This is a genomic window from Citrobacter sp. LST-B2, assembly GCF_057983045.1.
In genome coordinates, this window is record NZ_CP192598.1 from 2,080,240 (window position 1) to 2,104,582 (window position 24,343).

The following is a 24,343-nucleotide window of genomic DNA, read 5'->3' on the forward strand; positions in this document are numbered from 1 at the left end:
AAAATGACCTGACAGAGACATAAATGCAACTAAAAAATAACACCGGGAGAGAGATTTAACGTTGATTCAATAATTTTGTATTAAGTGTAGATTTTGATTCAACGGATTCGTCAGAAATGACCGATTTATGACGGTTTGTGGGGGTAGGGGATGGGTTTTGTCATTCAAAAAAACAAAACAAAAATTAGATAACTTTCAGTTTTTGTCAGTATTTGTCAATGCTGATGGCTCAGTAAAACAGGATATAAATAACATCAAGAATCGCCAGCAGCGACCATAAAATAACGTAGAGCATAAAATGCTCGCGAATATTGTTGACCAGATAAAGAAACAGACGACGCATATTGTAATCACCATTAAAAAGGCCTCATTACGAGGCCATTTAACGATTATGCCGTAAATCGGGAGAGTCTGAACGGCGTCAGGTCAAAAGCGGATGGCTTTTCCTGGGCAAAGTCAGCGGCAATTTCACCCAATACGGAGGCAAATTTAAAGCCGTGACCACTCAGCCCGGTCACGATCAGCGTGTTGTCATGGCCGGGCAGCGTGTCGATGATAAAGTCTTCATCCGGCGAGTTGTCGTAGGTGCAGGCCGCACCGTGCAGACAGCAACCCACTCCCGGAAGGATATTGCGCAGGAACGGGAATGCTTCAGATCCATCGCTGGCGACGCTGGCAAACGGTTTGCGTTCAGCTTCGGCGTGGATAAGTTGCCCGCCGTTGTGCTTACCGATTTTCAGTTCGTCGTTCTCCGCCGGGAAGCCGTAGTATTGATCGCCGTTGGGCAACTCACCGGTGAAGGCAGGAAACTTATTCTTGATGCTATAGCGGCCATCGGCCTGGTACCAGGCAAACACTTTTCGTACCGGCTGGATGGGAAGCTCGGGGAGCAAAGCCTGAACCCAGGTACCGGCGCTCACCAGCGCTTTCTTCGCGCTGTAATCGCCGTCAGCGGTTTCCACAGTGACCCCGCCGTCATCATCATGGTGAATGGCTGTGACCGGGCAGTTGAAGAGCTGAGCGCATCCTGCTTCTTCTGCCAGACGGATCCAGGTTTTGATCGCCAGTTCACTGCGTAAAAAACCGGAATCAGCTTCGAACAGGCCGGTGTAGTCTGCAGGTACGCGGATTTCCGGCCAGCGCGCCATGATGGCGGCGGCATCCAGTTGCTCAACGTTCAGTTGCCACTGTTTTGCGCTGTGCGCGACGTTTGCCAGGAAGGGCGAACCGGCGGGGCCAAGATTGATAACGCCGGAGCGGACGAAAATCGGCTCTTCATTTTGCGTGGAGAGTTCGTCCCATAGCGCCTGCGCACGCAGCACCAGCGGAACGTATTTTTCACCTTCGCCATAGGCGTGGCGGATCAACCGGGTGTCGCCGTGATGACTACCCTGTTGATGCGGTGGCATATGCGCGTCGGTCATCAGAACGTTTAACCCGGCGCGAGTGGCATAATAACCTGCGGCTGCCCCAACGGACCCGCTGCCTATAATGATTAAGTCGTATTTCATCAGTTTCTCTCTGCTGTCGCGTTTGATGCAGAGTAAATAAGTGAAATGCGTAATACAACCCAGAAATAGCAAAGGCACCCCGAAGGTGCCTTTTTAAGTGAGAATGTCCGTCTCGTTAATGCCGACGGTATTCGTTGGCCTGGTAATCGCCGGATTCGATTTTGGCTATGCCGGCTTCTAATATCGAAATAAATTGTCTGGCAACATCGGTGGTTAACCAGAGCGTTTGACCGACCTCTGTACCATCGGTTTCGGGACGATTTGGAGTCTGGTAGTGCAAACGCAGCATCAGCGCGTCATAGCTATCTACGGTGCTGATGTCCCATCCCACAAGCGGATGAGTCTGAATGACTTCATTATTCTTTTCCATCATGCCCCCTAATTCGTGTTACAAGACAACGGTTTTCGAGGTTCAATGCGTTTTTATCTGAAGCAACTTCAGTATATCAATAAATAAGGGTATTCACTGAGATTTTAAAGAGGGGGGAGCATAAATTTCTGCAAATTAAGAATTTGTGAGTAATTAATCACCATCTTGTTCATTCTTTTTAAGTATGTTGTGCAATAATTTTGAGTGACTGGTGAAAATATAATCAATTCCGAAGGCAACGGAGAATACTAAATGATGCCGCAAAAAAGATTGCTTTAAAGATGAGAGAAAAAAGCCGGGGCGACCCGGCAAAGAGACTACGGCATAGCATTTTTATTCTTTAATGAACCAGTCGTCAGCGCTTTCCCAGGTTTCCTGAAGAATTTCGCTGATCCGTTCTTTATCTTCTTTCGTCGCGCCAATCACGGACAAATTATTCGCAGCGGCATAACGAACGGTCACGTTACCGTCGTTATCGGGAAAGTGGTGAGTAATACGGCGGGAGAGTTCACCTGCCAGGGCGTCAATAGCACCGGCAGGTAAAGGTGAAGTTTTAGCAATGGTGACTTCAATACGCATAATGGCCCCCTGTTGAATATACTGGTTATTTATACAGTCATCCTGGCCAGGTTACAACAGGCGGCATCGATTTTTTTTACTTTTTAATCGTCCAGCGTACCGTTTCGCCCCCGAGGAACGGCACCAGCGTATCGTCGGTCAGCGCGATGCTCTCCGGTACCTGCTGCTCTTCACGTACCAGTTCAACGAAAGTGTCATTGACCGGCAGGCCGTAGAATCGCGGACCGTTCAGTGAACAAAACGCTTCAAAGTGCGCCAGGGCATTCATCTCTTCAAACACGCTCGCGTAACTCGCCAGTGCCGTTGGCGCGTTAAAACATCCCGCGCAGCCACAGCTCGATTCCTTACGATGACGGGCATGTGGGGCCGAATCGGTGCCGAGGAAGGCACGCTCAAAGCCACTGGCTACCAGCTCGCGCAGAGCGTGCTGGTGGACATTGCGTTTCAGAATTGGCAGGCAGTAGAGGTGTGGGCGAATACCGCCAACCAGCATGTGGTTACGGTTAAACATCAGGTGCTGCGGTGTAATCGTCGCAGCCAATAATTCATTACCGTCACGGACATACTCCGCCGCATCTTTGGTAGTGATGTGCTCAAAGACCACTTTCAGCCCAGGCAGGCGCTGGCGCAGAGGCTCCATCACCGTCTCAATAAAGCGCGCTTCACGGTCAAAAATATCGATATCGGCGTGGGTGACTTCGCCATGCACCAGCAGCGGCATCCCGAGTTTTTCCATGCGTTCAAGTACTGGCATGATCGCATCAATGGAGGTGACCCCGTGACTGGAGTTGGTGGTGGCGTTTGCCGGATAGAGTTTGGCAGCGGTGAACACGCCTTCGCGAAAGCCGCGTTCCAGTTCAGCGGGATCCAACGTGTCCGTTAAATAGCAGGTCATCAGCGGCGTGAAGGAATGTCCGGCAGGGACCGCATCAAGGATGCGCTGGCGGTAGGCAATTGCCGCATCTACCGTGGTGATCGGCGGCGCCAGGTTAGGCATCACAATCGCACGTGCATAAACATCGCTGGTATACGGCACGACCGTTTTTAACATTTCGCCGTCGCGAAGGTGAAGGTGCCAGTCATCTGGGCGGCGGATCTTTAAAACCTGGGAGGGTGCTGTCATCAATATGCTCCGGCTGGGGGATGTCATTTTTGCCGGAAACAAAGGATAAGGGGAAACGTTTTCGTTTGCACGTAAAAAAAGGCGCCGCAGCGCCTTTGTCATTTAATCGGTGAACGGGATGATGATTTCGCCCGGCTTCACCTCAATCCCTTTGGCGTACTTTTTCGCCAGCGCTTCGCCTTTGCTGCTGTCTTCGCGCAGGACATACGCTGGCTGCTGGTTAAAGTAATTACGCAGTGATTGATTGAGATAAGGCATCAGGGTTTGCAGCACTGACTGCATTTTTTCCGGCGTCACGGTGGCATCCACCACTTCCATTTCCTGCAGGAAGATGGCCCCTTTTTCTTTATTAAAGACTGGCAGCGCTTTCAGTTTTAGCTTAATGGTTGCTTTCTGACTGCCAAACAGCGAATTCATATCCAGCTTTGCATCGCCGGTCAGCGTCACTTTGTTCGGCTCTTCACGACCGATCTGGCTGGAGAGGTTATTGAGGACGATATGCGCATCGGCAACGCCCGGAAGCCCGATATCTTTGGCAAAGTTGTTGCGTTTTTCGAGCGCCTGATTAATTTCTTGTTCGCTTACGGTGTACTGTGTGAGCTGATTACAGCCGGTCAACAGGCCGCCAACTATCAACGCGGCAGCAAAAAAAATCTTCTTCATGGGGTTCCTCTACACGATGCGATCGTCTTAATCCTGACATAAAGCAGCATGTGTCACCAGCGCGAACTTCGCCAGTAGAAAAAACTGAAAAAAGCGGTAGCCTGTATGACTCAGCCACCGCCGGTAAACGTTAAATCGCCATTGATGATAACAGATTGATCTGCGTCTGTTTCGCCATATTGTCGCGATAGTCAGCAACCCGTGTCGGCCAGTTGATACCGGCCACCAGCGTCAGATTACGCAACAGGGGAAATAACTGGATGTCGTCTTCGGAAAGCTCACCGTTTACTCCATTGGGTTGCACAATGCGCTTATCCAGTGTGCGTAAATCCTCACTGATTTTTTTGGTCAGGCCAGCGGAATGGGCAAGATGGTCGGCAAAACTGCCAATCATCGCCTCTTTTTTCTCAGTAAAGTATTTGCGTGCCGAAGGGGTGGAAAACTCATCAAACGCAGATTTTGCAAAACGCGGCAGCAGCAGGTGATTGGCGTAGCTGTTCACTTTGCGCAGCCACTCGTCAATAGCAGGATTTTTCTTGCCGGTGAGCAGCGGTTTGCCATCCAGTTGATCGACGTAATGGACGATGTCCATGCTTTCCGGTAGATAGCGGCTGTCGTCTTTTTGCAGAATGGGCACCATTTTCTGGCCAGTCATTCGGGTTGGGGTTTCGTCATCGTCGTTGGCCAGGACAATCAGTTCGACGGGGATGTTTTTGAGGCCAAAAATCATGCGGGCTTTGATGCAGAAAGGGCAGTGATCGTAAATATAAAGCTTCACGTTTCTCCTCCATTTGACTGTCAGTTCCCTTTCAGTATGGAGGAGACACGCACAGGTATCAAATCAGGCGCCGGGTTCCAGCATGCCGCGCGGCGTGCGTTTATGGCTAAACTGCCAGCCCAGCGCCAGGAAAGTGATGAAGCCAATGATCCCCAGCATCATCCAGGGTAACTCGGGTTGCTGGAGCAGTTTCCCCATATCAAACAGCCAGCCGCCGCCGATATACCCGATGGCACCACCTATGGCTAACCCCAGACGGCTAAAGCCCATATAGCTACCGCGCGCACGGGCATCCGACAGCGAGGCGCTGAGCGTTTCACGGGCGGGTTCAGCAATAATCGAACCGATATAGAAAGTGCAAATCAGCGTGAACAACTGCTGCAAGTCACTCACCAACCCCACGGGTAACATGCTCAGTGACATCAGCAGCAGGCCCGCCATCAGGCGATGTTCAAGACGAAACCGTTTCTCACTCCAGCGCGCAATGGGGTAGAGCAGCGTCAGCGAAAGGCAGGCTTCAATGGCATACATCCATTTCACCGCGGAAGGTGAACCGGCGATGTCATTGACCATAATGGGTAGCATCAGCATGACCTGCACCGCCAGCATGTAATAGCCCGCCAGCGTCAGCACATAGGTGACGAAGCGTTTATCACTGAGCACCCGACTCATTCCTTCCCGTACCGGAATACGCACAGTAGAGAGTTTCCACGCGGGCAGCAGCCAGGCGTTAAAGGCGGCGCAGAGCACGAACAATATTGCCCCGGTCGCGCAAACCAGACGGAAGTCATACTGCAACAACCAACTGCCTAACAGCGCGCCGATAACCGCCCCTGCGCTGTCCTGCATCATCAATATTGAGAAGAAGCGACCCCGCTGATGCGGGCGAATCAGCTTCACCACCAATGCCGAGCGCGGCGGATCGAACAGCGTGCCGCCGAGACCGGACAGGAAACAGGAGAACCACAAAAGCCAGGGTTCATGGGCGATCCCCATGGTGGCAAACCCGGCAGCGCGCATCAGCATGCCGGTGACGATCATCGGTTTCGCGCCAAAACGGTCGGCAATCGCGCCGCCAAAAATGCCCAGTCCCTGTTGAATAAACTGACGCAGACCCAGCGCAATGCCGACCATCACGGCGGCCCAGCCCATTTGGTCGACGAAGCGAATTGAGATCAGCGGGAACACGACGAAAAAGCCCAACACGACCAGCATATTATCGATGAGCAGGAAAGTTTTACCCAGGTTCCTGGCCTGCGAGACACGCGACATTTCCCCTCCCGGGAAACACTCGTCATTCTTCGAGTTGCGCGGAATTTGCGGCATTCGAATGATTGAGAGTAGATAAAGCGAAGTATCTCCTATTCTGCGGCTTTGCTGCCTTTTTGCCCACCCTCGCCGGGACAATATTTTTTTATCAAAAGTCCATCTTGATAGAGAGTTTTCATCAAAATGGCGGAATAATTCAAAAAATGGCAAATTGCACTTTTCACAGGGTGGTTTTGCACAGGTATAGTAAGTCAATCAGGGTGTAACGGCGATTCGGGAAGGAGTAGGAATAAATATGTTTGGCTATCGCAGTAACGTGCCAAAAGTGCGCTTAACCACTGACCGCCTGGTCGTGCGTTTAGTGCATGAGCGTGATGCCTGGCGTCTGGCAGATTATTACGCGGAAAATCGTCATTTCTTAAAACCCTGGGAACCGATTCGTGATGAAAGCCACTGCTATCCCTCCGGCTGGCAGGCGCGGCTGAGCATGATTGCCGAATTTCATAAGCAAGGTTCCGCCTATTACTTTGCGCTGCTGGACCCGGATGAAAAAGAGGTCATTGGGGTAGCGAATTTTTCTAACGTGGTGCGGGGGTCTTTCCATGCCTGCTATCTGGGGTATTCCATTGCGCAGAAATGGCAGGGGCAGGGGCTGATGTTTGAAGCGCTGACCGCCGCGATTCGTTATATGCAACGCACGCAACATATTCATCGCATTATGGCGAATTACATGCCGCACAATAAACGCAGCGGTGATTTACTGGCGCGACTTGGCTTTGAAAAAGAAGGCTACGCAAAAGATTATCTGTTGATTGACGGGCAATGGCGCGACCACGTGCTGACGGCGTTAACGACATCAGAATGGACCGCAGGTCGGTGAGGACACCCTATGAAATATGAATTAACTGCCGCTGAAGCCCGTGTGATTGGCTGTCTGCTCGAAAAACAGGTCACGACGCCTGAGCAATATCCGCTCTCCGTAAATGGCGTGGTCACCGCCTGCAATCAGAAAACCAACCGTGAACCGGTGATGAATATGGCGGAGCACGAGGTGCAGGAGCACCTCGACAATCTGGTGAAGCGCCATTTTCTGCGCACGGTCAGCGGCTTTGGTAGCCGCGTCACCAAGTATGAGCAGCGTTTCTGTAACTCGGAGTTTGGCAACCTGAAATTGAGCTCCGCGGAGGTGGCGCTGGTTACGACACTGCTGCTACGCGGTGCGCAGACGCCGGGCGAATTGCGCAGTCGCGCCTCGCGAATGTATGAGTTCAGCGATATGGCGGAAGTCGAGGCAACGCTGGAACGCCTGGCAACGCGGGAAGACGGCCCTTATGTCGTCCGTCTGGCGCGCGAACCGGGTAAGCGTGAAAGCCGTTATATGCATCTGTTCTGTGGCGCCGTGCAGGAGCCGGTTGCCCTGGCCGATGAGCCACAGGCGGTGACGGGAGATCTACAGGCCCGCGTCGAGGTGCTGGAAAGCGAAGTCGCCGCGCTGAAACAGCGCCTCGAGTCGCTACTGGAACATCTGGGAGAATAACGTGACAACATTACGTATCGGGGTGGTGGGGCTTGGGGGCATCGCCCAGAAGGCCTGGTTACCCGTGCTTGGTGCCGCCAGCGACTGGACGCTACAGGCCGCCTGGTCGCCGTCGCGTGAAAAAGCGGAGAAAATCTGCGCAGCCTGGCGCATTCCGTATGCCGGTTCGCTGACCGATCTTGCCGCGGGCTGCGACGCGGTGTTTGTCCACTCCAGCACGGCAACCCATTACGCCGTCGTCAGTGAATTACTCAATGCCGGCGTTCATGTCTGCGTTGATAAGCCGCTGGCGGAAAATTTACGTGATGCTGAGCGGCTGGTGGCGTTAGCGGCGAAGAAAAATCTGACGCTGATGGTCGGTTTCAATCGTCGCTTTGCGCCACGGTACCGAGAGCTGAAGACGGAACTGGGGACGGCGGCGTCTCTGCGGATGGATAAACACCGTAGCGACAGCGTGGGGCCTCACGATCTGCGGTTCACGCTGCTGGATGATTATTTGCATGTCGTTGACACCGCACTGTGGCTGGCGGGCGGCAACGCCCAGCTCAGCAGCGGGACGCTACAAACCAACGACGCGGGCGAGATGCTGTATGCAGAGCACCATTTCGCGACCAGTCAGTTGCAAATCACCACCAGTATGCATCGCCGGGCGGGCAGTCAGCGAGAGAGCGTACAGGCGGTGACCGATGGCGGGCTGATTGACGTGACGGATATGCGCGAGTGGCGTGAAGAGCGCGGGCAGGGTGTCTTGCACAAACCGGTTCCTGGCTGGCAAACCACGCTTGAACAGCGTGGATTCGTGGGGTGCGCACGCCATTTTGTGGAATGTGTACAAAATCAGACGGTTCCGGAAACCGCGGGCGAGCAGGCGATCCTTGCCCAGCGCGTGGTGGAAAAGCTCTGGCGCGAGGCGATGAGCGAATAATCACCTGTAACATCTGGCGGTAGTAATTCACCATAATCCAGGTAGACTAAGCGCCTCTTCCAACGCCTGCACTGCAGGCGTTTTGCCGTAGGGTCTGGAATAAAAAAGCAATGAACCTATTAAAATCGCTGGCCGCCGTCAGCTCAATGACGATGTTTTCACGTGTGCTGGGTTTTGCACGTGATGCTATTGTCGCCAGAATCTTTGGTGCCGGGATGGCAACCGATGCCTTTTTTGTGGCATTCAAATTACCTAACCTGCTACGCCGCATATTTGCGGAGGGCGCTTTTTCTCAGGCCTTTGTCCCTATTCTGGCGGAATATAAAAGCAAGCAGGGCGAAGACGCCACTCGCGTGTTTGTCTCTTACGTGTCGGGACTGCTGACGCTGGCGCTTGCTGTGGTCACCGTTGCCGGGATGCTGGCCGCCCCATGGGTGATTATGGTGACGGCGCCGGGGTTTGCCGACACCGCCGATAAATTCGCGTTAACCACCAAACTGCTGCAAATCACCTTTCCATACATCTTACTGATCTCGCTGGCGTCGCTGGTCGGAGCGATCCTCAATACCTGGAACCGCTTCTCCATTCCGGCGTTTGCCCCCACGTTTTTGAACATCAGCATGATCGGTTTCGCGCTGTTCGCCGCGCCGTATTTTAATCCACCGGTGCTGGCGCTGGCATGGGCGGTAACCGTTGGCGGCGTGCTGCAACTGGTGTATCAGCTTCCGCATCTGAAGAAAATCGGCATGTTGGTGCTGCCGCGGATTAACTTCCGCGATGCGGGGGCGATGCGGGTTGTGAAGCAAATGGGCCCGGCGATACTCGGCGTCTCCGTCAGCCAGATCTCACTGATCATTAACACCATTTTCGCCTCTTTTCTCGCGTCTGGTTCCGTTTCGTGGATGTACTATGCGGATCGCCTGATGGAGTTTCCGTCGGGGGTACTGGGCGTGGCGCTGGGGACCATTCTGCTGCCTTCACTGTCGAAGAGCTTTGCAAAAGGCGACCATGACGAATATTGCCGCCTGATGGACTGGGGATTGCGTCTGTGCTTTTTGCTGGCGCTGCCGAGTGCGGTGGCGATTGGGATCCTGTCTGGCCCCTTGATTACGTCATTATTCCAGTACGGTAAATTCACGGCCTTCGATGCGCTGATGACGCAGCGTGCGTTGATTGCTTATTCCGTAGGGCTGATGGGGCTGATTGTGGTGAAAGTGCTGGCACCGGGCTTTTATTCGCGGCAGAACATCAAAACGCCGGTTAAGATCGCCATTGTGACGCTTATCATGACCCAGTTGATGAACCTTGCGTTTATTGGACCGTTGAAGCACGCCGGGCTGTCGCTGTCGATTGGTCTTGCCGCCTGTCTGAACGCGGGACTGCTGTACTGGCAACTGCGTAAGCAGAACATTTTCACCCCACAGCCGGGTTGGATGGGGTTTCTGATTCGCCTCGTTATCGCCGTACTGGTGATGTCAGCCGTGCTGGTTGGCATGTTGCATATTATGCCGGAGTGGTCGTTGGGGACCATGCCGTGGCGTCTGCTTCGCCTGATGGCGGTGGTTGCGGCCGGCATTGCCGCCTACTTTGCCGCACTGGCGGTGATGGGCTTTAAAGTGAAAGAGTTTGCGCGCCGGACGGTGTAATCACGATGCCTGATGGCGCTTTGCTTATTCGGCCTACAGAACGCTGTAGGCTGAATAAGGCGAAACGCCACCATCCGGTAATCATCAAATAGAAAATTTTTTCCCGCCGCGAGAGGCAGAAGAGGGTTGACCGTTCGCGCCGTACAGCGACGGTTCCTGATAGGGCTTTAAAACCTCAAGCGCCTGTTGATTGCGCTGAATCTGATCTTCCAGCAGCCAGCCGTTGTGCTGGTTCAGATCGCGTAAGTGCTGCGTTTTATCGGTAATCGCTTTCCAGCGCTCTGCGACGTCATCATTCGCGCTATGCTGCGGGTCTTGTTCCAGCCGTCGCTGCTGTTCCAGATAATCCAGGGTCGCCAGCAGAGAACTCTTTTCTTCTGTAATACGCTGCAGCTGGCTACCGTTAATGTGGCCAACGGAAAGTTGTTGCTGTTCGGCATCCATTACCGTTTTCAGGTCATTCAGGACAGCCGTCATCTGATCGAGTATTTCTGACAAGCGCGTCATACGGTCAGTTACTCACTCTGGAGATAGCTCTGCGTCTCGCGGATCAGCGAGTCGGCGATTTTCCCCGTGTCCATCTTCAGCTCACCGTTACGAATAGCGGTTTTCAGTGCTTCAACACGTTCCATATTGATATCGTTCACGCCGGGCTGCATCAGTTTTGCCTGAGCATCGCTTAACGTCACGCTGGTGCTGGTTGCCGTCGAGGTTTTTTCCTGACGCGCTTTGAGGACCGGTGTATCCGTATTTTCACGCGCCTGAACGGTGCTAACGGGTTTCAAAGGTGAGGTACGGTCAATGCTCATTTTTATCATCCTCATCGAGGGGTTATGCTGTAGCGGCCAGCTATCATCGAATGTGTAATCACTATCGGCAGCCGCAACAAAATCTTTAACTCATTATAGGTTAATAAGAATATTCCCATCAGGATCGACTATGCCACTGACAATCTGACCCGATAACATTCTCACTCGTGCGTTCTGCGCGACCGCCGCATTGTTCAGCGCTTTACCTTCCGCATTGACGCTAAATCCATCGCCATTGGCAACGACCTGCACGCGCTGTCCGGCTTTAATGCGCCACGCCTGGCGCAACATATTGAGCTGGATGGCCTGTCCCGGCGCGAGATCGCGCAGGCTCACCGCATCCTGAACCTGGCTGATATCCAGCACGGTACGGGGGGGGAGCTGATCAAGGCGTCCGCGTTTTAGTGTGACGCTGGCCGGGCCAAGCGTGCCGCCACGCGCAACGGACGCGGCTGCGACTACGTAGTTTCCCGTCGCCTGCACGTTGACCTGCAGATAACGTTTTTCATTGGCGCAACGTGCCAGCACATTCACGTTTCCCCACAGTTTTGCCCCGGTCATGCTGAACGCCGGTGTGTCGCAATGCGGCAACAGGTTGGGGGGCGTTCGCACGGTCACGACCACATCATCGCTGAATCCGGCCAGACGCTGTCCGAACCAGTCGTTCAACTGCGCATTCAAATCCTGGGCCAGCGTCAGGGGACTGAACAGCAGCGCCAGCATGGCTAATCCACGTTTTAACGTTTGCATCGTCACCTCCCGCCGTTTTCGCAATGACAGGATTCTACCCGTGTGACGCAACCATCAACGCAATAAATAGCGACCCATTTTGCGTTTATTCCAGCGATAACGCGCGCGTAATGGGATTTAAGCTGTCGGCTGAATTTTGTCATCTGCGGAGGAGATATGCTCGATAAGCTCGACGCCGCCTTACGTTTTCAACAGGAAGCGCTGAATTTGCGCGCCCAACGGCAAGAGGTGTTGGCCGCTAACATTGCGAACGCCGATACGCCGGGGTATCAGGCGCGCGACATGGATTTTGCCAGTGAGTTAAAAAAAGTCATGGTGCGCGGACGGCAAGAAACCAGCGGTGTGTCGCTGGCATTAACCTCCGCACAGCATATTCCCGCCCAGGCCATCACCGCACCGTCTACGGATTTGCTCTACCGCATTCCCGACCAGCCTTCACTCGACGGCAATACCGTCGATATGGACCGGGAGCGCACGCAGTTTGCGGATAACAGCCTGAAGTACCAGATGAGCCTGACTGCCTTGAGTGGGCAGATTAAAGGCATGATGAACGTGCTACAGGGGGGGAACTAATCCGTGGCGCTGCTGAATATTTTTGATATTGCCGGTTCGGCATTAACGGCGCAGTCCAAGCGCCTTAACGTGGCCGCCAGTAATCTGGCCAACGCCGACAGCGTCACGGGACCGGATGGTCAACCGTATCGCGCAAAGCAGGTGGTCTTCCAGGTGGATGCCGCTCCCGGTGCAGTAACGGGGGGCGTGAAAGTGTCGGACGTCATTGAGAGCCAGGCGCCGGACAAACTGGTCTATGAACCCGGTAACCCGCTGGCCGATGCCAATGGCTACGTGAAGATGCCTAACGTCGATGTGGTCGGTGAGATGGTTAATACCATGTCAGCTTCCCGCAGCTATCAGGCGAACGTCGAAGTCCTCAACACCGTTAAAAGCATGATGCTTAAGACGCTGACACTGGGCCAGTAAAAGGAGACAGCCATGTCAATTGCGGTAAACGTTAACGATCCGACCAACACCGGTGTGAAAAGCAGCAGCAACGGGAGTTCCCTGTCGGGCAGCAATGCCGCCGATCTGCAAAGCAGCTTTCTGACGCTGCTGGTGGCGCAACTGAAAAACCAGGACCCGACCAACCCGATGCAGAACAACGAGCTGACCACACAGCTCGCGCAGATCAGTACCGTCAGCGGTATTGAGAAACTGAATACGACCCTGGGGTCGATCTCCGGACAGATCGACAACAACCAGTCACTACAGGCCAGTACGCTGATTGGTCATGGTGTGATGATCCCGGGTACCACCGTTCTGGCGGGCAAAGGCACCGAAGAGGGAGCCACCACCACCACCACGCCGTTTGGCGTTGAGCTGCAACAGCCGGCTGACAAAGTCACCGCCACCATTACCGACAAAGACGGCAAAGTGGTGCGCACAATTGAGATTGGCGCGCTGAAGGCGGGTGTTCATACCTTTACCTGGGACGGCACTCTGACGGATGGCACCACGGCGGTGAACGGCTCGTATAACGTGGCGATTCACGCCAGCAACGGCTCGACGCAACTGGTGGCGCAGCCCTTGCAGTTTGCGCTGGTACAAGGGGTGATTCGCAGCAATGGCGGTAACACCCTGGATCTGGGCACTTACGGAACCACCACCCTCGACGAAGTACGGCAGATAATCTAAGCCTTTACACTAATCAGGAGTCATCATGGCTTTTTCACAAGCGGTTAGCGGCCTGAATGCCGCAGCCACCAACCTCGATGTCATTGGTAACAACATCGCCAACTCCGCGACCTATGGTTTTAAATCCGGCGCGGCGTCTTTTGCGGATATGTTTGCCGGTTCTAAAGTCGGTCTGGGCGTAAAAGTCGCTGGCATTACTCAGGACTTTACTGATGGTACGACCACCAACACCGGTCGCGGTCTGGATGTCGCTATCAGCCAGAACGGTTTTTTCCGTCTGGTCGACAGCAATGGCTCAGTTTTCTACAGCCGTAACGGCCAGTTCAAACTGGATGAAAACCGTAACCTGGTCAACATGCAGGGCATGCAACTGACCGGCTATCCGGCAACGGGTACGCCGCCGACCATTCAGCAAGGGGCAAACCCGGGTCCGATCACCATCCCGAATACCCTGATGGGGGCGAAAAGCACCGACACGGCGGCAATGCAGATCAACCTGAACTCGACGGACAAGATTCCGGCGAACACGCCTTTCAAACCAACCGATGCTGACAGCTACAACAAACGTGCACCCGTGACGGTGTTCGACAGCCAGGGTAATCAACATGACATCAACCTGTTTTACGTTAAAACGGGTGATAACACATGGGATATCTGGACGCAGGATTCCAGCGTCGCCAACTCGCCGTTGGTGAAGTCCGCGCAGATGACATTCGACAAGAACGGCGGTCTGGATAACGTAAAAGAATATACTGAAGTTGCGCCTGTTCCACCTGCCACTGAACCAACCTGGACGCTTGGCGCGGCAAATGCCACACCGTCATTCTCCATTACTACCGGTACAGTCAATGGCGCGGTTCCTGCGACCTTCACCCTCAGCCTGCAAAACTCCATGCAGCAGAACACCGGGACTAACGCCGTTATCGCCACCACGCAGAACGGCTACAAGCCGGGCGATTTGGTTAGCTATCAGATTAACGACGATGGCACCGTCGTCGGAAACTATTCCAACGAACAGAAGCAGGTGCTGGGGCAGATCGTGCTGGCGAACTTCGCTAACAACGAAGGTCTGTCCTCTCAGGGCGATAACGTCTGGGCCGCCACGCAGGCGTCCGGTGTGGAACTGCTGGGAACGGCGGGAACGGGTAACTTCGGTAAGCTGACCAACGGTGCGCTGGAGTCTTCGAACGTGGATCTGAGTAAAGAACTGGTGAACATGATCGTCGCCCAGCGTAACTATCAGTCGAACGCGCAGACCATCAAGACCCAGGATCAGATCCTCAACACGCTGGTTAACCTGCGCTAAGCGCCTGACGGGATAACGTAATGGATCACGCAATCTATACCGCAATGGGGGCGGCCAGTCAGACGCTGAACCAACAGGCGGTGACGGCCAGCAACCTGGCCAACGCCTCGACGCCGGGATTCCGTGCACAGCTCAATGCGCTGCGCGCCGTCCCCGTCGAAGGGCTGTCATTGCCGACGCGTACGTTGGTCACGGCGTCCACGCCGGGGGCTGATATGACGCCTGGCCAGATGGATTACACCTCGCGTCCGCTGGACGTGGCGTTACAGCAGGATGGCTGGCTGGCGGTACAGACCGCGAACGGCAGCGAAGGCTATACCCGTAACGGCAGCATTCAGGTGGATCCGACCGGACAGTTGACCATTCAGGGTCACCCGGTGATTGGTGAAGCCGGGCCGATTGCGGTGCCGGAAGGGTCGGAAATCACCATCGCGGCGGACGGCACCATCTCAGCGCTGAATCCCGGCGATCCGGCGAACACCATCGCGCCGGTGGGACGTCTGAAACTGGTGAAGGCTGAGGGGAATGAAGTACAGCGTGGCGACGACGGGATGTTCCGTCTGACCGCTGCCGCACAGGCAACCCGTGGCCCGGTGCTGCAGGCCGATCCGACCATTCGCGTGATGTCGGGAGTACTGGAGGGGAGCAACGTCAATGCGGTGTCAGCGATGAGCGACATGATTGCCAGCGCCCGCCGTTTTGAAATGCAGATGAAGGTTATCAGCAGCGTGGATGACAACGCTGGTCGCGCTAACCAACTGCTGTCGATGACTTAATACAGGACACTTTATGATCAGTTCATTATGGATCGCCAAAACCGGACTGGACGCGCAGCAAACCAACATGGATGTGATTGCCAACAACCTGGCAAACGTCAGCACCAATGGTTTTAAGCGTCAGCGCGCGGTGTTTGAAGATCTGCTTTATCAGACCATTCGTCAGCCTGGCGCTCAGTCTTCTGAGCAGACCACGCTGCCGTCCGGTCTGCAAATCGGTACCGGTGTGCGTCCGGTGGCGACCGAGCGTCTGCACAGCCAGGGCAACCTGTCGCAAACCAACAACAGTAAAGATGTCGCCATCAAAGGTCAGGGGTTCTTTCAGGTTCTGCTGCCGGATGGTACTTCTGCATATACCCGCGATGGATCATTCCAGGTCGATCAAAATGGTCAACTGGTGACGGCTGGCGGCTTCCAGGTTCAGCCAGCGATTACCATTCCGGCTAACGCCCTGAGCATCACCATCGGGCGTGACGGCGTGGTGAGCGTGACCCAACAGGGACAGGCGGCGCCCGTGCAGGTGGGGCAGCTTAATCTGACCACGTTCATGAACGATACCGGTCTGGAGAGCATTGGTGAAAACCTGTATACCGAGACCCAGTCTTCCGGCGCGCCGAATGAAAGCACGCCGGGTCTGAACGGGGCGGGCCTGTTGTACCAGGGCTATGTCGAGACCTCAAACGTCAACGTCGCGGAAGAGCTGGTCAATATGATTCAGGTTCAACGCGCTTACGAAATCAACAGCAAAGCGGTCTCAACGACCGATCAGATGCTGCAAAAACTGACGCAACTCTAAGGTGTTGTCCGGTGAGGCTTCTGTCTCACCGGCACCCTGATTCAGAAGATAAAGGCAATGCAAAAAAACGCTGCGCACGCTTACCCGATCATGGCCCTGTTGGTGGTTTCACTGTCAGGATGTGCCTGGATTCCTTCCACTCCGCTCGTCCAGGGCGCGACCACGGCGCAGCCTGTTCCTGGCCCGACGCCGGTGGCAAATGGTTCGATTTTTCAGTCCGCGCAGCCAATCAACTATGGCTATCAGCCGCTGTTTGAAGACCGTCGTCCGCGCAACATCGGCGATACGCTGACCATTGTGCTGCAGGAAAACGTCAGCGCCAGTAAAAGCTCTTCTGCCAACGCCAGCCGTGACGGCAAAACCAACTTTGGCTTTGATACCGTACCACGCTATCTGCAAGGATTATTCGGCAATGCGCGAGCGGACGTCGAGGCGTCCGGCGGTAACACCTTTAACGGTAAGGGCGGGGCCAACGCCAGCAATACCTTTAGCGGCACGCTGACCGTGACCGTGGATCAGGTGCTGGTTAACGGCAATTTACATGTCGTGGGTGAGAAACAGATCGCCATCAACCAGGGCACTGAGTTCATCCGCTTCTCCGGGGTTGTGAATCCGCGCACCATCAGCGGCAGCAACTCCGTTCCGTCAACTCAGGTGGCGGATGCACGTATTGAATATGTCGGAAACGGCTACATCAACGAAGCGCAAAATATGGGCTGGCTCCAGCGTTTCTTCCTTAACCTGTCGCCGATGTAAGCGAGGTCTCCCATGTTGAAATCTGTAGTTGGACTGGTTCTGGTCCTCGTCGCCACGCTGGCGCATGCCGATCGTATCCGCGATCTGACCAGCGTGCAGGGCGTGCGCGAAAACTCGCTCATTGGCTACGGCCTGGTGGTGGGGCTGGACGGGACCGGTGACCAGACCACCCAGACGCCATTTACCACCCAGACCCTGAACAACATGCTCTCGCAGTTGGGTATTACCGTACCGACCGGGACGAACATGCAGTTGAAAAACGTCGCGGCGGTCATGGTAACCGCCTCCTTCCCGGCCTTTGGTCGTCAGGGACAAACCATTGACGTAGTGGTGTCTTCGCTGGGGAACGCGAAAAGTCTGCGCGGCGGGACGCTGTTGATGACGCCGTTGAAAGGGGTCGACAGCCAGGTGTATGCGCTGGCGCAGGGCAACATTTTAGTTGGTGGCGCCGGGGCGTCTGCGGGCGGCAGCAGCGTGCAGGTGAACCAGCTTAACGGCGGACGGATCACCAACGGGGCGACAATCGAGCGCGAGTTGCCCAGTCAGTTCGGCGCAGGTAATACGCTGAACCTGCAACTGAATAATGAAGACTTCACCATGGCGCAGCAGATTGCTGACACCATCAACCGGTCACGCGGCTTTGGCAGCGCCACCGCACTGGATGCGCGCACGATTCAGGTCCGCGTACCGAGCGGCAACAGCTCTCAGGTGCGCTTCCTGGCGGATATTCAGAACATGGAAGTGAACGTGACGCCACAGGATGCAAAAGTGGTGATCAACTCACGTACCGGTTCGGTGGTGATGAACCGCGAAGTGACGCTGGATAGCTGTGCTGTAGCGCAGGGGAATCTCTCCGTGACCGTTAACCGTCAGGCTAATGTCAGTCAACCGGATACGCCGTTTGGCGGGGGGCAGACGGTAGTGACACCGCAAACGCAAATCGATCTGCGTCAGAGCGGCGGTTCGCTGCAAAGCGTTCGTTCCAGCGCCAATCTGAACAACGTGGTCCGTGCGCTGAATGCGCTGGGGGCGACGCCGATGGATCTGATGTCAATTCTGCAGTCGATGCAGAGCGCCGGTTGCTTACGCGCGAAACTGGAAATCATCTGATGATTAGCGACAGCAAACTGATGGCCAGCGCCGCCTGGGATGCGCAATCGCTGAATGAATTGAAGGCGAAAGCCGGTCAGGATCCGGCGGCGAATATCCGCCCGGTGGCCCGCCAGGTGGAAGGCATGTTCGTCCAGATGATGCTGAAAAGCATGCGTGAAGCGCTGCCAAAAGATGGCGTCTTCAGCAGCGATCAAACGCGTCTGTATACCAGCATGTATGACCAGCAGATTGCGCAGCAGATGACCGCCGGAAAAGGTCTGGGGCTGGCGGAAATGATGGTCAAACAGATGACGCAGGGGCAGGCGCAGCCTGCGGAAGAAACGCCGCAGGTGCCGATGAAATTCCCGCTGGAAACGGTGACCAGTTACCAGAACCAGGCGCTGACGCAACTGGTGCGTAAAGCGATGCCGAAAACACCGCAGAGCAATGACGAACCGCTCTCCGGCGACAGCAAAGACTTCCTGGCGCAACTGTCGCTGCCGGCCCGTCTGGCCAGTGAGCAGAGCGGCGTGCCACATCACCTGATTCTGGCGCAGGCGGCGCTGGAGTCCGGCTGGGGGCAGCGGCAGATTCGCCGGGAAAACGGCGAGCCGAGTTTCAACCTGTTTGGCGTGAAGGCCTCGGGTAACTGGAAGGGGCCGGTGACGGAAATCACCACGACCGAATATGAAAACGGCGAAGCGAAAAAGGTGAAGGCCAAATTCCGCGTGTACAGCTCGTACCTTGAAGCGTTGTCAGATTACGTCGGTCTGCTGACCCGCAATCCACGCTATGCGGCGGTGACCACGGCGGTTACCGCGGAACAGGGCGCGCAGGCACTGCAAAGCGCCGGTTATGCCACCGACCCGAACTATGCACGTAAATTGACCAGTATGATCCAACAGCTGAAGTCGATGAGCGAGAAGGTGAGCAACGCCTACAACACGAATCTCGACAATCTCTTCTAAATGGCTCAAGTCCTGTGACCTGCTGCCGATAATAATCTGTAACTGAAGGATTAAAAGGAACTTCCATGTCCAGCTTGATTAATAACGCCATGAGCGGGCTGAGCGCGGCTCAGGCGGCGCTGAATACTGCCAGTAACAACATTTCCAGCTATAACGTTGCGGGCTATACCCGTCAGACGACCATTATGGCGCAAGCCAATAGCACGCTGGGTGCCGGCGGTTGGGTGGGCAATGGTGTTTATGTTTCCGGTGTACAGCGCGAATATGATTCGTTCATCACCAATCAACTGCGCGCGGCGCAGAACCAGAGTAGCGGGTTGACGACCCGTTATGAGCAGATGTCCAAAATCGACAACCTGCTGGCCAGCAAAACCAGCTCTGTCTCCTCGTCCATGCAGGATTTTTTCACCAGCCTGCAAACGCTGGTGAGTAACGCCGAAGACCCGGCGGCGCGCCAGACGCTGATTGGCAAAGCCAATGGGCTGGTTAACCAGTTTAAAACGACCGACCAGTATCTGCGCGATCAGGACAAGCAGGTCAATATCGCGATTGGTTCCAGCGTCGATCAGATCAACAACTACAGTAAGCAGATTGCCAGCCTGAACGACCAGATCTCGCGTCTGACCGGTGTGGGTGCCGGGGCATCGCCGAATAACCTGCTTGATCAGCGCGACCAGTTGGTCAGTGAGCTGAACAAAATTGTCGGCGTGGAAGTCAGCGTTCAGGACGGCGGCACCTATAACATCACGATGGCGAACGGCTATTCACTGGTGCAGGGAAGTAATGCCCGTCAGCTAGCGGCGGTACAGTCGCAGTCCGACCCTTCACGAATCACCGTTGCCTATGTCGATTCCATCGCGGGCAACATCGAAATTCCGGAAAAACTGATCACGACCGGTTCGCTCGGTGGTCTGCTGACCTTCCGTTCCCAGGATCTGGATCAGACGCGCAACACGCTGGGACAACTGGCGCTGGCGTTCGCCGATGCGTTTAACCAGCAGCACCGCGAAGGGTATGATGCGAACGGCAAAAATAATGTCGATTTCTTCAGCATCGGCGACCCGGCTGTGTATGGAAATAGCAAGAATACCGGCAGCATCAGCGCGACCGTTAAAACCGCCTCAGAGGTTCAGGCGACTGACTATAAAGTGGTTTATGACGGAGCGAAATGGCAGGTGACGCGTCTTGCGGATAACACCTCTTTTGAAGCGACCGAAAACGCGGGCAAACTGACCTTTGATGGCCTGGAGATTAACATCGATGTTGGCCCTGCTAAAAATGACAGCTTCATCGTCAAGCCGGTCAGCGACGCCATCATCAATATGGGCGTTCTGGTGACCAACGAATCGCAAATTGCGATGGCGAAGGACGCAACGGCCGGTGAAAGCGACAACCGTAACGGTCAGGCGTTGCTGGATTTGCAAAAGGACAGCACAACGGTAGGTGGTTCAAAATCGTTTAACGACGCCTACGCTACGCTGGTCAGCAACGTGGGCAGCAAAACTGCAACGCTGAAAACCAGCAGCACCACCCAGGGCAACGTGGTGACGCAGTTGAGCAATCAGCAACAGTCCATTTCCGGCGTTAACCTTGATGAAGAGTACGGCAACCTGCAACGCTTCCAGCAGTATTATCTGGCCAATGCCCAGGTGTTGCAAACCGCCAACTCTCTGTTTGATGCACTGCTGAGTATTCGCTAAGGGAGCAGGAAACGATGCGTATCAGTACCCAAATGATGTACCAGCAGAACATGCGTGGTATCACCAATTCCCAGGCGGAGTGGATGAAATACGGTGAGCAGATGTCGACAGGGAAGCGGGTAATCAATCCGTCTGACGATCCTATCGCCGCATCCCAGGCCGTGGTGTTGTCACAGGCGCAGTCGGAGAACAGCCAGTTCGCCCTGGCGAGGACTTTCGCCACGCAGAAGGTTTCGCTGGAAGAGAACGTGTTAAACCAGGTGACGACGGCGATACAAAGCGCGCAGGAAAAAATCGTCAGCGCCGGTAACGGAACGCTGAGTGACGATGACCGCGCCTCGCTGGCGACGGACTTACAGGGTATCCGCGATCAGTTGATGAACCTGGCAAACAGTACCGACGGTAACGGTCGCTATATTTTTGCCGGTTATAAAACGGAAACGGCTCCGTTTGCTCAGGCTGATGGTACCTACAACGGCGGTACGGAGAACATCACTCAGCAGGTGGATGCCTCCCGTTCGATGACCATCGGCCACACCGGCAACAAAATTTTCGACAAGATCACCAGTAATGCGGTTCCGGAACCGAACAACGGGACGTCCGAAACCAACCTGTTCAAAATGCTGGATTCGGCGATTGCCTCATTGAATTCCCCTGTAGGTGACGATGCGACGCTGAAAGAACAGGCAAAAGCGGTGATTGATAAAACCAACCGCGGTCTGAAAAACTCGCTTAATAATGTACTGAGCGTGCGTGCGGAACTGGGGACGCAACTGAAGGAACTGGAGAGTCTGGACTCGCTGGGCACCGATCGCGCACTAGGACAAACGCAGCAGATGAGTAATCTGGTGGATGTGGACTGGAACGCGGCCATTTCGTCGTACGTCATGCAGCAGGCGGCGCTCCAGGCCTCTTATAAAGCCTTTACCGATATGCAGGGGATGTCGCTATTCCAGCTCAACCGCTAATACCGATTTGAAACATATCATGAAACTGGGTATGTTTTATCTGCCCGCTCCCTCTCACCCCGGAGCGGGCATTTTTTTGTCGGTTACACGCTAACCCTCAGAGGGGCAGAGGAACGCTTTCCCGCCAGTCTGATGATCAGCGCAAGGGTGCCACTGAGGGTGGCCAGCGTGACGACGCCTTGCCAGTTTGCCAGCGCATACACCTGACTGCCGAGCACCGAGCCCAGCGCCATGCCAATGAAGATGACGCTGAACAGTAGTGCATTCAGACGCCCCCTGGCCTGCGGTTCGAGGCTATAGACCAGATTCTGGTGCGCCACCAGGCTCGATTGCAGTCCCAGGTCAAAGCCGACGGCGGAGAGCGCAATCAGCAACCACTGCGCGTGCACGGGCAACGCGGGTAACAGGAACATCAGCGCAAAAGAAACGGTCACCAGCAATGCCCCCAGTTGCGTCACTTTTTCTGCGCCTATCTTATCTGCCAGATGACCGGCCAACGGTGCAGCCAGCGCTCCGGCAGCCCCGGCGATACCAAATGCCCCCGCGGCGGCGCTGCCCATCTGATAGTTTTCTGCCAGCATCACGGCCAGCGTTGACCAGAACGCGCTGAACGCGACGGACAGAAAACCTTGCGCCAGGGCGGCACGACGTAGTGCCGGGTAGCGACACCATAACTGCGCCAGGCTCACCATCAGTGCGGGATAACTCAGCGTGGAATGGGCTGTAAATGCGGGCAGGACTTTCCACAGCAATACGCCGACAAGGGCAATACTGAGCGCGGCGAGTTGATACATTGCCCGCCAGCCAAAGGCTTCTCCGACCAGACCACTCACGGTGCGTGACAATAAAATGCCCAGCAGCAGGCCGGTCATCACTGTCCCGACCGTTTTTCCCTGTTTGCCCTCTGGGGCGAGAATCGCCGCCGCCGGGACGATATCCTGCGCCATCGTCGCGGCCATCCCCAGCAACAGGCTTACGGTCAGCAGAGAATGCACCTGGCCTGTGACGCTACAGGCCAGCAGCAACAGGGCGAGCGCGGCGCTTTTCATCAGAATGAGCCAGCGCCGATCGTAACGGTCGCCGAGCGGCAATAAAAACAGGATCCCTAACGCATAGCCGGCCTGCGTTAACGTGGGCACCAGTCCCATGCCGGTGATGCTGAGCGCCAAATCGGCCCCCATTAGCGGTAACAACGGTTGTGCATAGTAGATGGCGGCAACGCTGAAGCCTGCGCCCAGCGCCAGAACAAAGATCAGCCAACGAGACGGTGTGTGCATTTCAAAATCCTCAATCACAGGTGTGAGGCTATTTTTCTCTGAATGGCGGTGGTCTGGTAGTCAGCGAAGTGGTAAAACGATTATACGTAAAGCGTATGAGCATCGAATGAATGAAAAAGAATGAGCGTATAGACAGGGTGGAACTGATGCGAACGTTTGTGCGCATCGTGGAGGCCGGATCGTTGTCAGCTGCCGCTCGTCAGTTGAACACGACCCAGGCGACAATCAGTCGGCGGTTGCAGTCGCTGGAGGCGATGCTGGGGGTAAAACTGGTCTTACGTACCACGCACGCCATGAAGCTAACGGACGACGGCGAGCGCGGATACCAGCACGCCAAACATATCATTGACGCCTGGCTGGCACTGGAGGACGGACTCAACGTCACGGAAGATGAGCCCGTCGGGACATTGCGGGTGCGGGCTCCGCATGCTTTTGGTCAGCAGCAGCTCCTCACGCCATTACTGCACTTTTTAGCGCGCTACCCCAATCTGTCGGTGGAGTGGATGCTCAACGATAAAACGGTCGATTTTCTCAGCGACAATATCGACTGCGCGATCCGCGTGGGCGCGGAGGTCGATCCGGCAACGGTTTCGGTGCTGCTAGCGGAAGTGCCGCGTAGCGTGGTCGCGTCACCGGCGCTGCTGGCGCAATTTGCAACGATCGCGGTGCCAGAACAGCTATCGTCGCTGCCCTGGATTGCCGTCAACACCTTCTATCAACACAACGTCTCACTTAGCCATCAGCACAGTCGGGAACCGGTGACCTTTCCGATCACGCCGCGACTGAGTACCGACAGTATCTACGTAGCGCGCAATGCAGCGCTGACGGGGTTAGGCGTGGTGGTGGTGTCAAGCTGGACGGTGACCGAGGATATCGCGCAAGGACGACTCGTCGAGCTGGTTCCTGACTGGCAGGCCGCACCTTTGCCAGTACACCTGGTCTATCCCTGGGCGCGTTATTATCCCACTCGCCTGCGTAACTTTCTGGAATTGATGAAAAAGGTGATGCCGGAACTGGCGGGAATGCGCCGACCTGAAGGGGAATAAAAAAGC

At 55.2% G+C, this 24,343-nt stretch carries 28 protein-coding genes; 16 read left to right on the forward strand and 12 right to left on the reverse strand.

What is annotated here, in order from left to right:
* Window positions 1-229: 229 nt before the first annotated feature.
* The 8 genes from ACQ0PY_RS09920 to mdtH all read right to left on the reverse strand — a co-directional run bounded on the left by ACQ0PY_RS09920 (window position 230) and on the right by mdtH (window position 6,296).
* Window positions 230-343 (reverse strand): YceO family protein, encoded by a 114-nt coding sequence (locus tag ACQ0PY_RS09920; RefSeq protein WP_043001014.1) that lies wholly within the window; start codon window positions 341-343, stop codon window positions 230-232.
* A gap of 46 nt (window positions 344-389) precedes the next feature.
* Entirely contained in the window at window positions 390-1,511 is a 1,122-nt protein-coding gene (gene solA, locus ACQ0PY_RS09925; protein WP_043001013.1) for an N-methyl-L-tryptophan oxidase, read from the reverse strand.
* A gap of 115 nt (window positions 1,512-1,626) precedes the next feature.
* A complete protein-coding gene (bssS, locus tag ACQ0PY_RS09930; protein WP_043001951.1) occupies window positions 1,627-1,881 on the reverse strand; it encodes a biofilm formation regulator BssS in 255 nt (84 codons plus the stop codon).
* A 333-nt stretch (window positions 1,882-2,214) separates the two neighbouring features.
* A complete protein-coding gene (gene dinI, locus ACQ0PY_RS09935) occupies window positions 2,215-2,460 on the reverse strand; it encodes a DNA damage-inducible protein I (protein ID WP_042319691.1) in 246 nt (81 codons plus the stop codon).
* Window positions 2,461-2,536: 76 nt separating this feature from the next.
* The gene (pyrC, locus tag ACQ0PY_RS09940; protein ID WP_043001012.1) at window positions 2,537-3,583 is read right to left on the reverse strand and encodes a dihydroorotase; all 1,047 of its coding nucleotides are present in this window, start codon (window positions 3,581-3,583) and stop codon (window positions 2,537-2,539) included.
* Window positions 3,584-3,685: 102 nt separating this feature from the next.
* Window positions 3,686-4,246 carry a lipoprotein gene (locus tag ACQ0PY_RS09945; protein ID WP_043001011.1) on the reverse strand — a complete coding sequence of 187 codons (561 nt, stop codon included), beginning with the start codon at window positions 4,244-4,246 and terminating at the stop codon, window positions 3,686-3,688.
* A gap of 130 nt (window positions 4,247-4,376) precedes the next feature.
* Window positions 4,377-5,024, reverse strand: a complete 648-nt coding sequence (grxB, locus tag ACQ0PY_RS09950) for a glutaredoxin 2 (RefSeq protein ID WP_109740169.1) — start codon at window positions 5,022-5,024, stop codon at window positions 4,377-4,379.
* A 63-nt stretch (window positions 5,025-5,087) separates the two neighbouring features.
* Complete coding sequence (gene mdtH, locus ACQ0PY_RS09955) at window positions 5,088-6,296, reverse strand: multidrug efflux MFS transporter MdtH (protein WP_044258032.1); 1,209 nt, start codon at window positions 6,294-6,296, stop codon at window positions 5,088-5,090.
* Between the two features lie 292 nt (window positions 6,297-6,588).
* Between mdtH and rimJ the strand changes: the two genes are divergently transcribed.
* From rimJ to murJ, 4 genes are all read left to right on the forward strand, one after another.
* Window positions 6,589-7,173 (forward strand): ribosomal protein S5-alanine N-acetyltransferase, encoded by a 585-nt coding sequence (gene rimJ, locus ACQ0PY_RS09960; protein ID WP_043001008.1) that lies wholly within the window; start codon window positions 6,589-6,591, stop codon window positions 7,171-7,173.
* Between the two features lie 9 nt (window positions 7,174-7,182).
* Window positions 7,183-7,830: a YceH family protein gene (locus ACQ0PY_RS09965; RefSeq protein ID WP_044266033.1), complete on the forward strand. Its 648-nt coding sequence runs from the start codon at window positions 7,183-7,185 to the stop codon at window positions 7,828-7,830.
* Between the two features lies 1 nt (window position 7,831).
* Complete coding sequence (locus ACQ0PY_RS09970) at window positions 7,832-8,755, forward strand: Gfo/Idh/MocA family protein (RefSeq protein WP_043001006.1); 924 nt, start codon at window positions 7,832-7,834, stop codon at window positions 8,753-8,755.
* Between the two features lie 110 nt (window positions 8,756-8,865).
* Window positions 8,866-10,401, forward strand: a complete 1,536-nt coding sequence (murJ, locus tag ACQ0PY_RS09975; RefSeq protein WP_109740170.1) for a murein biosynthesis integral membrane protein MurJ — start codon at window positions 8,866-8,868, stop codon at window positions 10,399-10,401.
* 84 nt (window positions 10,402-10,485) lie between these two features.
* Here the strand turns inward: murJ and flgN are convergent, their stop codons facing one another.
* From flgN to flgA, 3 genes are all read right to left on the reverse strand, one after another.
* Complete coding sequence (gene flgN / locus ACQ0PY_RS09980) at window positions 10,486-10,908, reverse strand: flagella biosynthesis chaperone FlgN (RefSeq protein WP_043001004.1); 423 nt, start codon at window positions 10,906-10,908, stop codon at window positions 10,486-10,488.
* Window positions 10,909-10,916: 8 nt separating this feature from the next.
* Window positions 10,917-11,210 carry a flagellar biosynthesis anti-sigma factor FlgM gene (flgM, locus tag ACQ0PY_RS09985; protein ID WP_043001003.1) on the reverse strand — a complete coding sequence of 98 codons (294 nt, stop codon included), beginning with the start codon at window positions 11,208-11,210 and terminating at the stop codon, window positions 10,917-10,919.
* Between the two features lie 93 nt (window positions 11,211-11,303).
* On the reverse strand, window positions 11,304-11,960 hold the full coding sequence (gene flgA, locus ACQ0PY_RS09990; protein WP_043001002.1) for a flagellar basal body P-ring formation chaperone FlgA: 657 nt from the start codon (window positions 11,958-11,960) through the stop codon (window positions 11,304-11,306).
* 156 nt (window positions 11,961-12,116) lie between these two features.
* Between flgA and flgB the strand changes: the two genes are divergently transcribed.
* The 11 genes from flgB (at window position 12,117) to flgL (ending at window position 22,014) form a co-directional block, all read left to right on the forward strand.
* Window positions 12,117-12,533, forward strand: coding sequence for a flagellar basal body rod protein FlgB (gene flgB / locus ACQ0PY_RS09995; RefSeq protein ID WP_042319669.1), 417 nt, complete (start codon window positions 12,117-12,119; stop codon window positions 12,531-12,533).
* A 3-nt stretch (window positions 12,534-12,536) separates the two neighbouring features.
* Window positions 12,537-12,941, forward strand: coding sequence for a flagellar basal body rod protein FlgC (gene flgC / locus ACQ0PY_RS10000; protein ID WP_043001001.1), 405 nt, complete (start codon window positions 12,537-12,539; stop codon window positions 12,939-12,941).
* Between the two features lie 12 nt (window positions 12,942-12,953).
* Entirely contained in the window at window positions 12,954-13,652 is a 699-nt protein-coding gene (gene flgD, locus ACQ0PY_RS10005; RefSeq protein WP_043001000.1) for a flagellar hook assembly protein FlgD, read from the forward strand.
* A gap of 25 nt (window positions 13,653-13,677) precedes the next feature.
* A complete protein-coding gene (gene flgE / locus ACQ0PY_RS10010) occupies window positions 13,678-14,958 on the forward strand; it encodes a flagellar hook protein FlgE (RefSeq protein ID WP_044258019.1) in 1,281 nt (426 codons plus the stop codon).
* A 20-nt stretch (window positions 14,959-14,978) separates the two neighbouring features.
* Window positions 14,979-15,734, forward strand: coding sequence for a flagellar basal-body rod protein FlgF (gene flgF / locus ACQ0PY_RS10015; protein ID WP_044258017.1), 756 nt, complete (start codon window positions 14,979-14,981; stop codon window positions 15,732-15,734).
* Window positions 15,735-15,747: 13 nt separating this feature from the next.
* Window positions 15,748-16,530, forward strand: coding sequence for a flagellar basal-body rod protein FlgG (gene flgG, locus ACQ0PY_RS10020; RefSeq protein ID WP_042319653.1), 783 nt, complete (start codon window positions 15,748-15,750; stop codon window positions 16,528-16,530).
* Between the two features lie 57 nt (window positions 16,531-16,587).
* Window positions 16,588-17,286 carry a flagellar basal body L-ring protein FlgH gene (gene flgH / locus ACQ0PY_RS10025; protein ID WP_042319652.1) on the forward strand — a complete coding sequence of 233 codons (699 nt, stop codon included), beginning with the start codon at window positions 16,588-16,590 and terminating at the stop codon, window positions 17,284-17,286.
* A gap of 12 nt (window positions 17,287-17,298) precedes the next feature.
* Window positions 17,299-18,396, forward strand: a complete 1,098-nt coding sequence (locus ACQ0PY_RS10030) for a flagellar basal body P-ring protein FlgI (RefSeq protein ID WP_043000997.1) — start codon at window positions 17,299-17,301, stop codon at window positions 18,394-18,396.
* The gene (gene flgJ, locus ACQ0PY_RS10035; RefSeq protein ID WP_109740171.1) at window positions 18,396-19,346 is read left to right on the forward strand and encodes a flagellar assembly peptidoglycan hydrolase FlgJ; all 951 of its coding nucleotides are present in this window, start codon (window positions 18,396-18,398) and stop codon (window positions 19,344-19,346) included. Before ACQ0PY_RS10030 ends, flgJ begins: the two co-directional genes overlap by 1 nt.
* Before the next feature lie 65 nt (window positions 19,347-19,411).
* Window positions 19,412-21,046 (forward strand): flagellar hook-associated protein FlgK, encoded by a 1,635-nt coding sequence (gene flgK, locus ACQ0PY_RS10040; RefSeq protein ID WP_044258013.1) that lies wholly within the window; start codon window positions 19,412-19,414, stop codon window positions 21,044-21,046.
* A gap of 14 nt (window positions 21,047-21,060) precedes the next feature.
* Complete coding sequence (gene flgL, locus ACQ0PY_RS10045) at window positions 21,061-22,014, forward strand: flagellar hook-associated protein FlgL (protein ID WP_043000994.1); 954 nt, start codon at window positions 21,061-21,063, stop codon at window positions 22,012-22,014.
* 83 nt (window positions 22,015-22,097) lie between these two features.
* On the opposite strand, the gene ACQ0PY_RS10050 is transcribed toward flgL, so the two are convergent.
* Window positions 22,098-23,291, reverse strand: a complete 1,194-nt coding sequence (locus ACQ0PY_RS10050; RefSeq protein WP_104010320.1) for an MFS transporter — start codon at window positions 23,289-23,291, stop codon at window positions 22,098-22,100.
* A 110-nt stretch (window positions 23,292-23,401) separates the two neighbouring features.
* Between ACQ0PY_RS10050 and ACQ0PY_RS10055 the strand changes: the two genes are divergently transcribed.
* Complete coding sequence (locus ACQ0PY_RS10055) at window positions 23,402-24,337, forward strand: LysR family transcriptional regulator (protein ID WP_109740172.1); 936 nt, start codon at window positions 23,402-23,404, stop codon at window positions 24,335-24,337.
* Window positions 24,338-24,343: the final 6 nt, after the last annotated feature.

Bases quoted from the DNA above. Each gene is read 5' to 3' on its own strand.
- ACQ0PY_RS09920 (WP_043001014.1), bottom strand. From the start codon at position 343: ATGCGTCGTCTGTTTCTTTATCTGGTCAACAATATTCGCGAGCATTTT.
- solA (WP_043001013.1), bottom strand. From the start codon at position 1,511: ATGAAATACGACTTAATCATTATAGGCAGCGGGTCCGTTGGGGCAGCC.
- bssS (WP_043001951.1), bottom strand. From the start codon at position 1,881: ATGGAAAAGAATAATGAAGTCATTCAGACTCATCCGCTTGTGGGATGG.
- dinI (WP_042319691.1), bottom strand. From the start codon at position 2,460: ATGCGTATTGAAGTCACCATTGCTAAAACTTCACCTTTACCTGCCGGT.
- pyrC (WP_043001012.1), bottom strand. From the start codon at position 3,583: ATGACAGCACCCTCCCAGGTTTTAAAGATCCGCCGCCCAGATGACTGG.
- ACQ0PY_RS09945 (WP_043001011.1), bottom strand. From the start codon at position 4,246: ATGAAGAAGATTTTTTTTGCTGCCGCGTTGATAGTTGGCGGCCTGTTG.
- mdtH (WP_044258032.1), bottom strand. From the start codon at position 6,296: ATGTCGCGTGTCTCGCAGGCCAGGAACCTGGGTAAAACTTTCCTGCTC.
- rimJ (WP_043001008.1), top strand. From the start codon at position 6,589: ATGTTTGGCTATCGCAGTAACGTGCCAAAAGTGCGCTTAACCACTGAC.
- ACQ0PY_RS09965 (WP_044266033.1), top strand. From the start codon at position 7,183: ATGAAATATGAATTAACTGCCGCTGAAGCCCGTGTGATTGGCTGTCTG.
- murJ (WP_109740170.1), top strand. From the start codon at position 8,866: ATGAACCTATTAAAATCGCTGGCCGCCGTCAGCTCAATGACGATGTTT.
- flgN (WP_043001004.1), bottom strand. From the start codon at position 10,908: ATGACGCGCTTGTCAGAAATACTCGATCAGATGACGGCTGTCCTGAAT.
- flgM (WP_043001003.1), bottom strand. From the start codon at position 11,210: ATGAGCATTGACCGTACCTCACCTTTGAAACCCGTTAGCACCGTTCAG.
- flgA (WP_043001002.1), bottom strand. From the start codon at position 11,960: ATGCAAACGTTAAAACGTGGATTAGCCATGCTGGCGCTGCTGTTCAGT.
- flgB (WP_042319669.1), top strand. From the start codon at position 12,117: ATGCTCGATAAGCTCGACGCCGCCTTACGTTTTCAACAGGAAGCGCTG.
- flgD (WP_043001000.1), top strand. From the start codon at position 12,954: ATGTCAATTGCGGTAAACGTTAACGATCCGACCAACACCGGTGTGAAA.
- flgE (WP_044258019.1), top strand. From the start codon at position 13,678: ATGGCTTTTTCACAAGCGGTTAGCGGCCTGAATGCCGCAGCCACCAAC.
- flgF (WP_044258017.1), top strand. From the start codon at position 14,979: ATGGATCACGCAATCTATACCGCAATGGGGGCGGCCAGTCAGACGCTG.
- flgG (WP_042319653.1), top strand. From the start codon at position 15,748: ATGATCAGTTCATTATGGATCGCCAAAACCGGACTGGACGCGCAGCAA.
- flgH (WP_042319652.1), top strand. From the start codon at position 16,588: ATGCAAAAAAACGCTGCGCACGCTTACCCGATCATGGCCCTGTTGGTG.
- ACQ0PY_RS10030 (WP_043000997.1), top strand. From the start codon at position 17,299: ATGTTGAAATCTGTAGTTGGACTGGTTCTGGTCCTCGTCGCCACGCTG.
- flgJ (WP_109740171.1), top strand. From the start codon at position 18,396: ATGATTAGCGACAGCAAACTGATGGCCAGCGCCGCCTGGGATGCGCAA.
- flgK (WP_044258013.1), top strand. From the start codon at position 19,412: ATGTCCAGCTTGATTAATAACGCCATGAGCGGGCTGAGCGCGGCTCAG.
- flgL (WP_043000994.1), top strand. From the start codon at position 21,061: ATGCGTATCAGTACCCAAATGATGTACCAGCAGAACATGCGTGGTATC.
- ACQ0PY_RS10050 (WP_104010320.1), bottom strand. From the start codon at position 23,291: ATGCACACACCGTCTCGTTGGCTGATCTTTGTTCTGGCGCTGGGCGCA.
- ACQ0PY_RS10055 (WP_109740172.1), top strand. From the start codon at position 23,402: ATGAAAAAGAATGAGCGTATAGACAGGGTGGAACTGATGCGAACGTTT.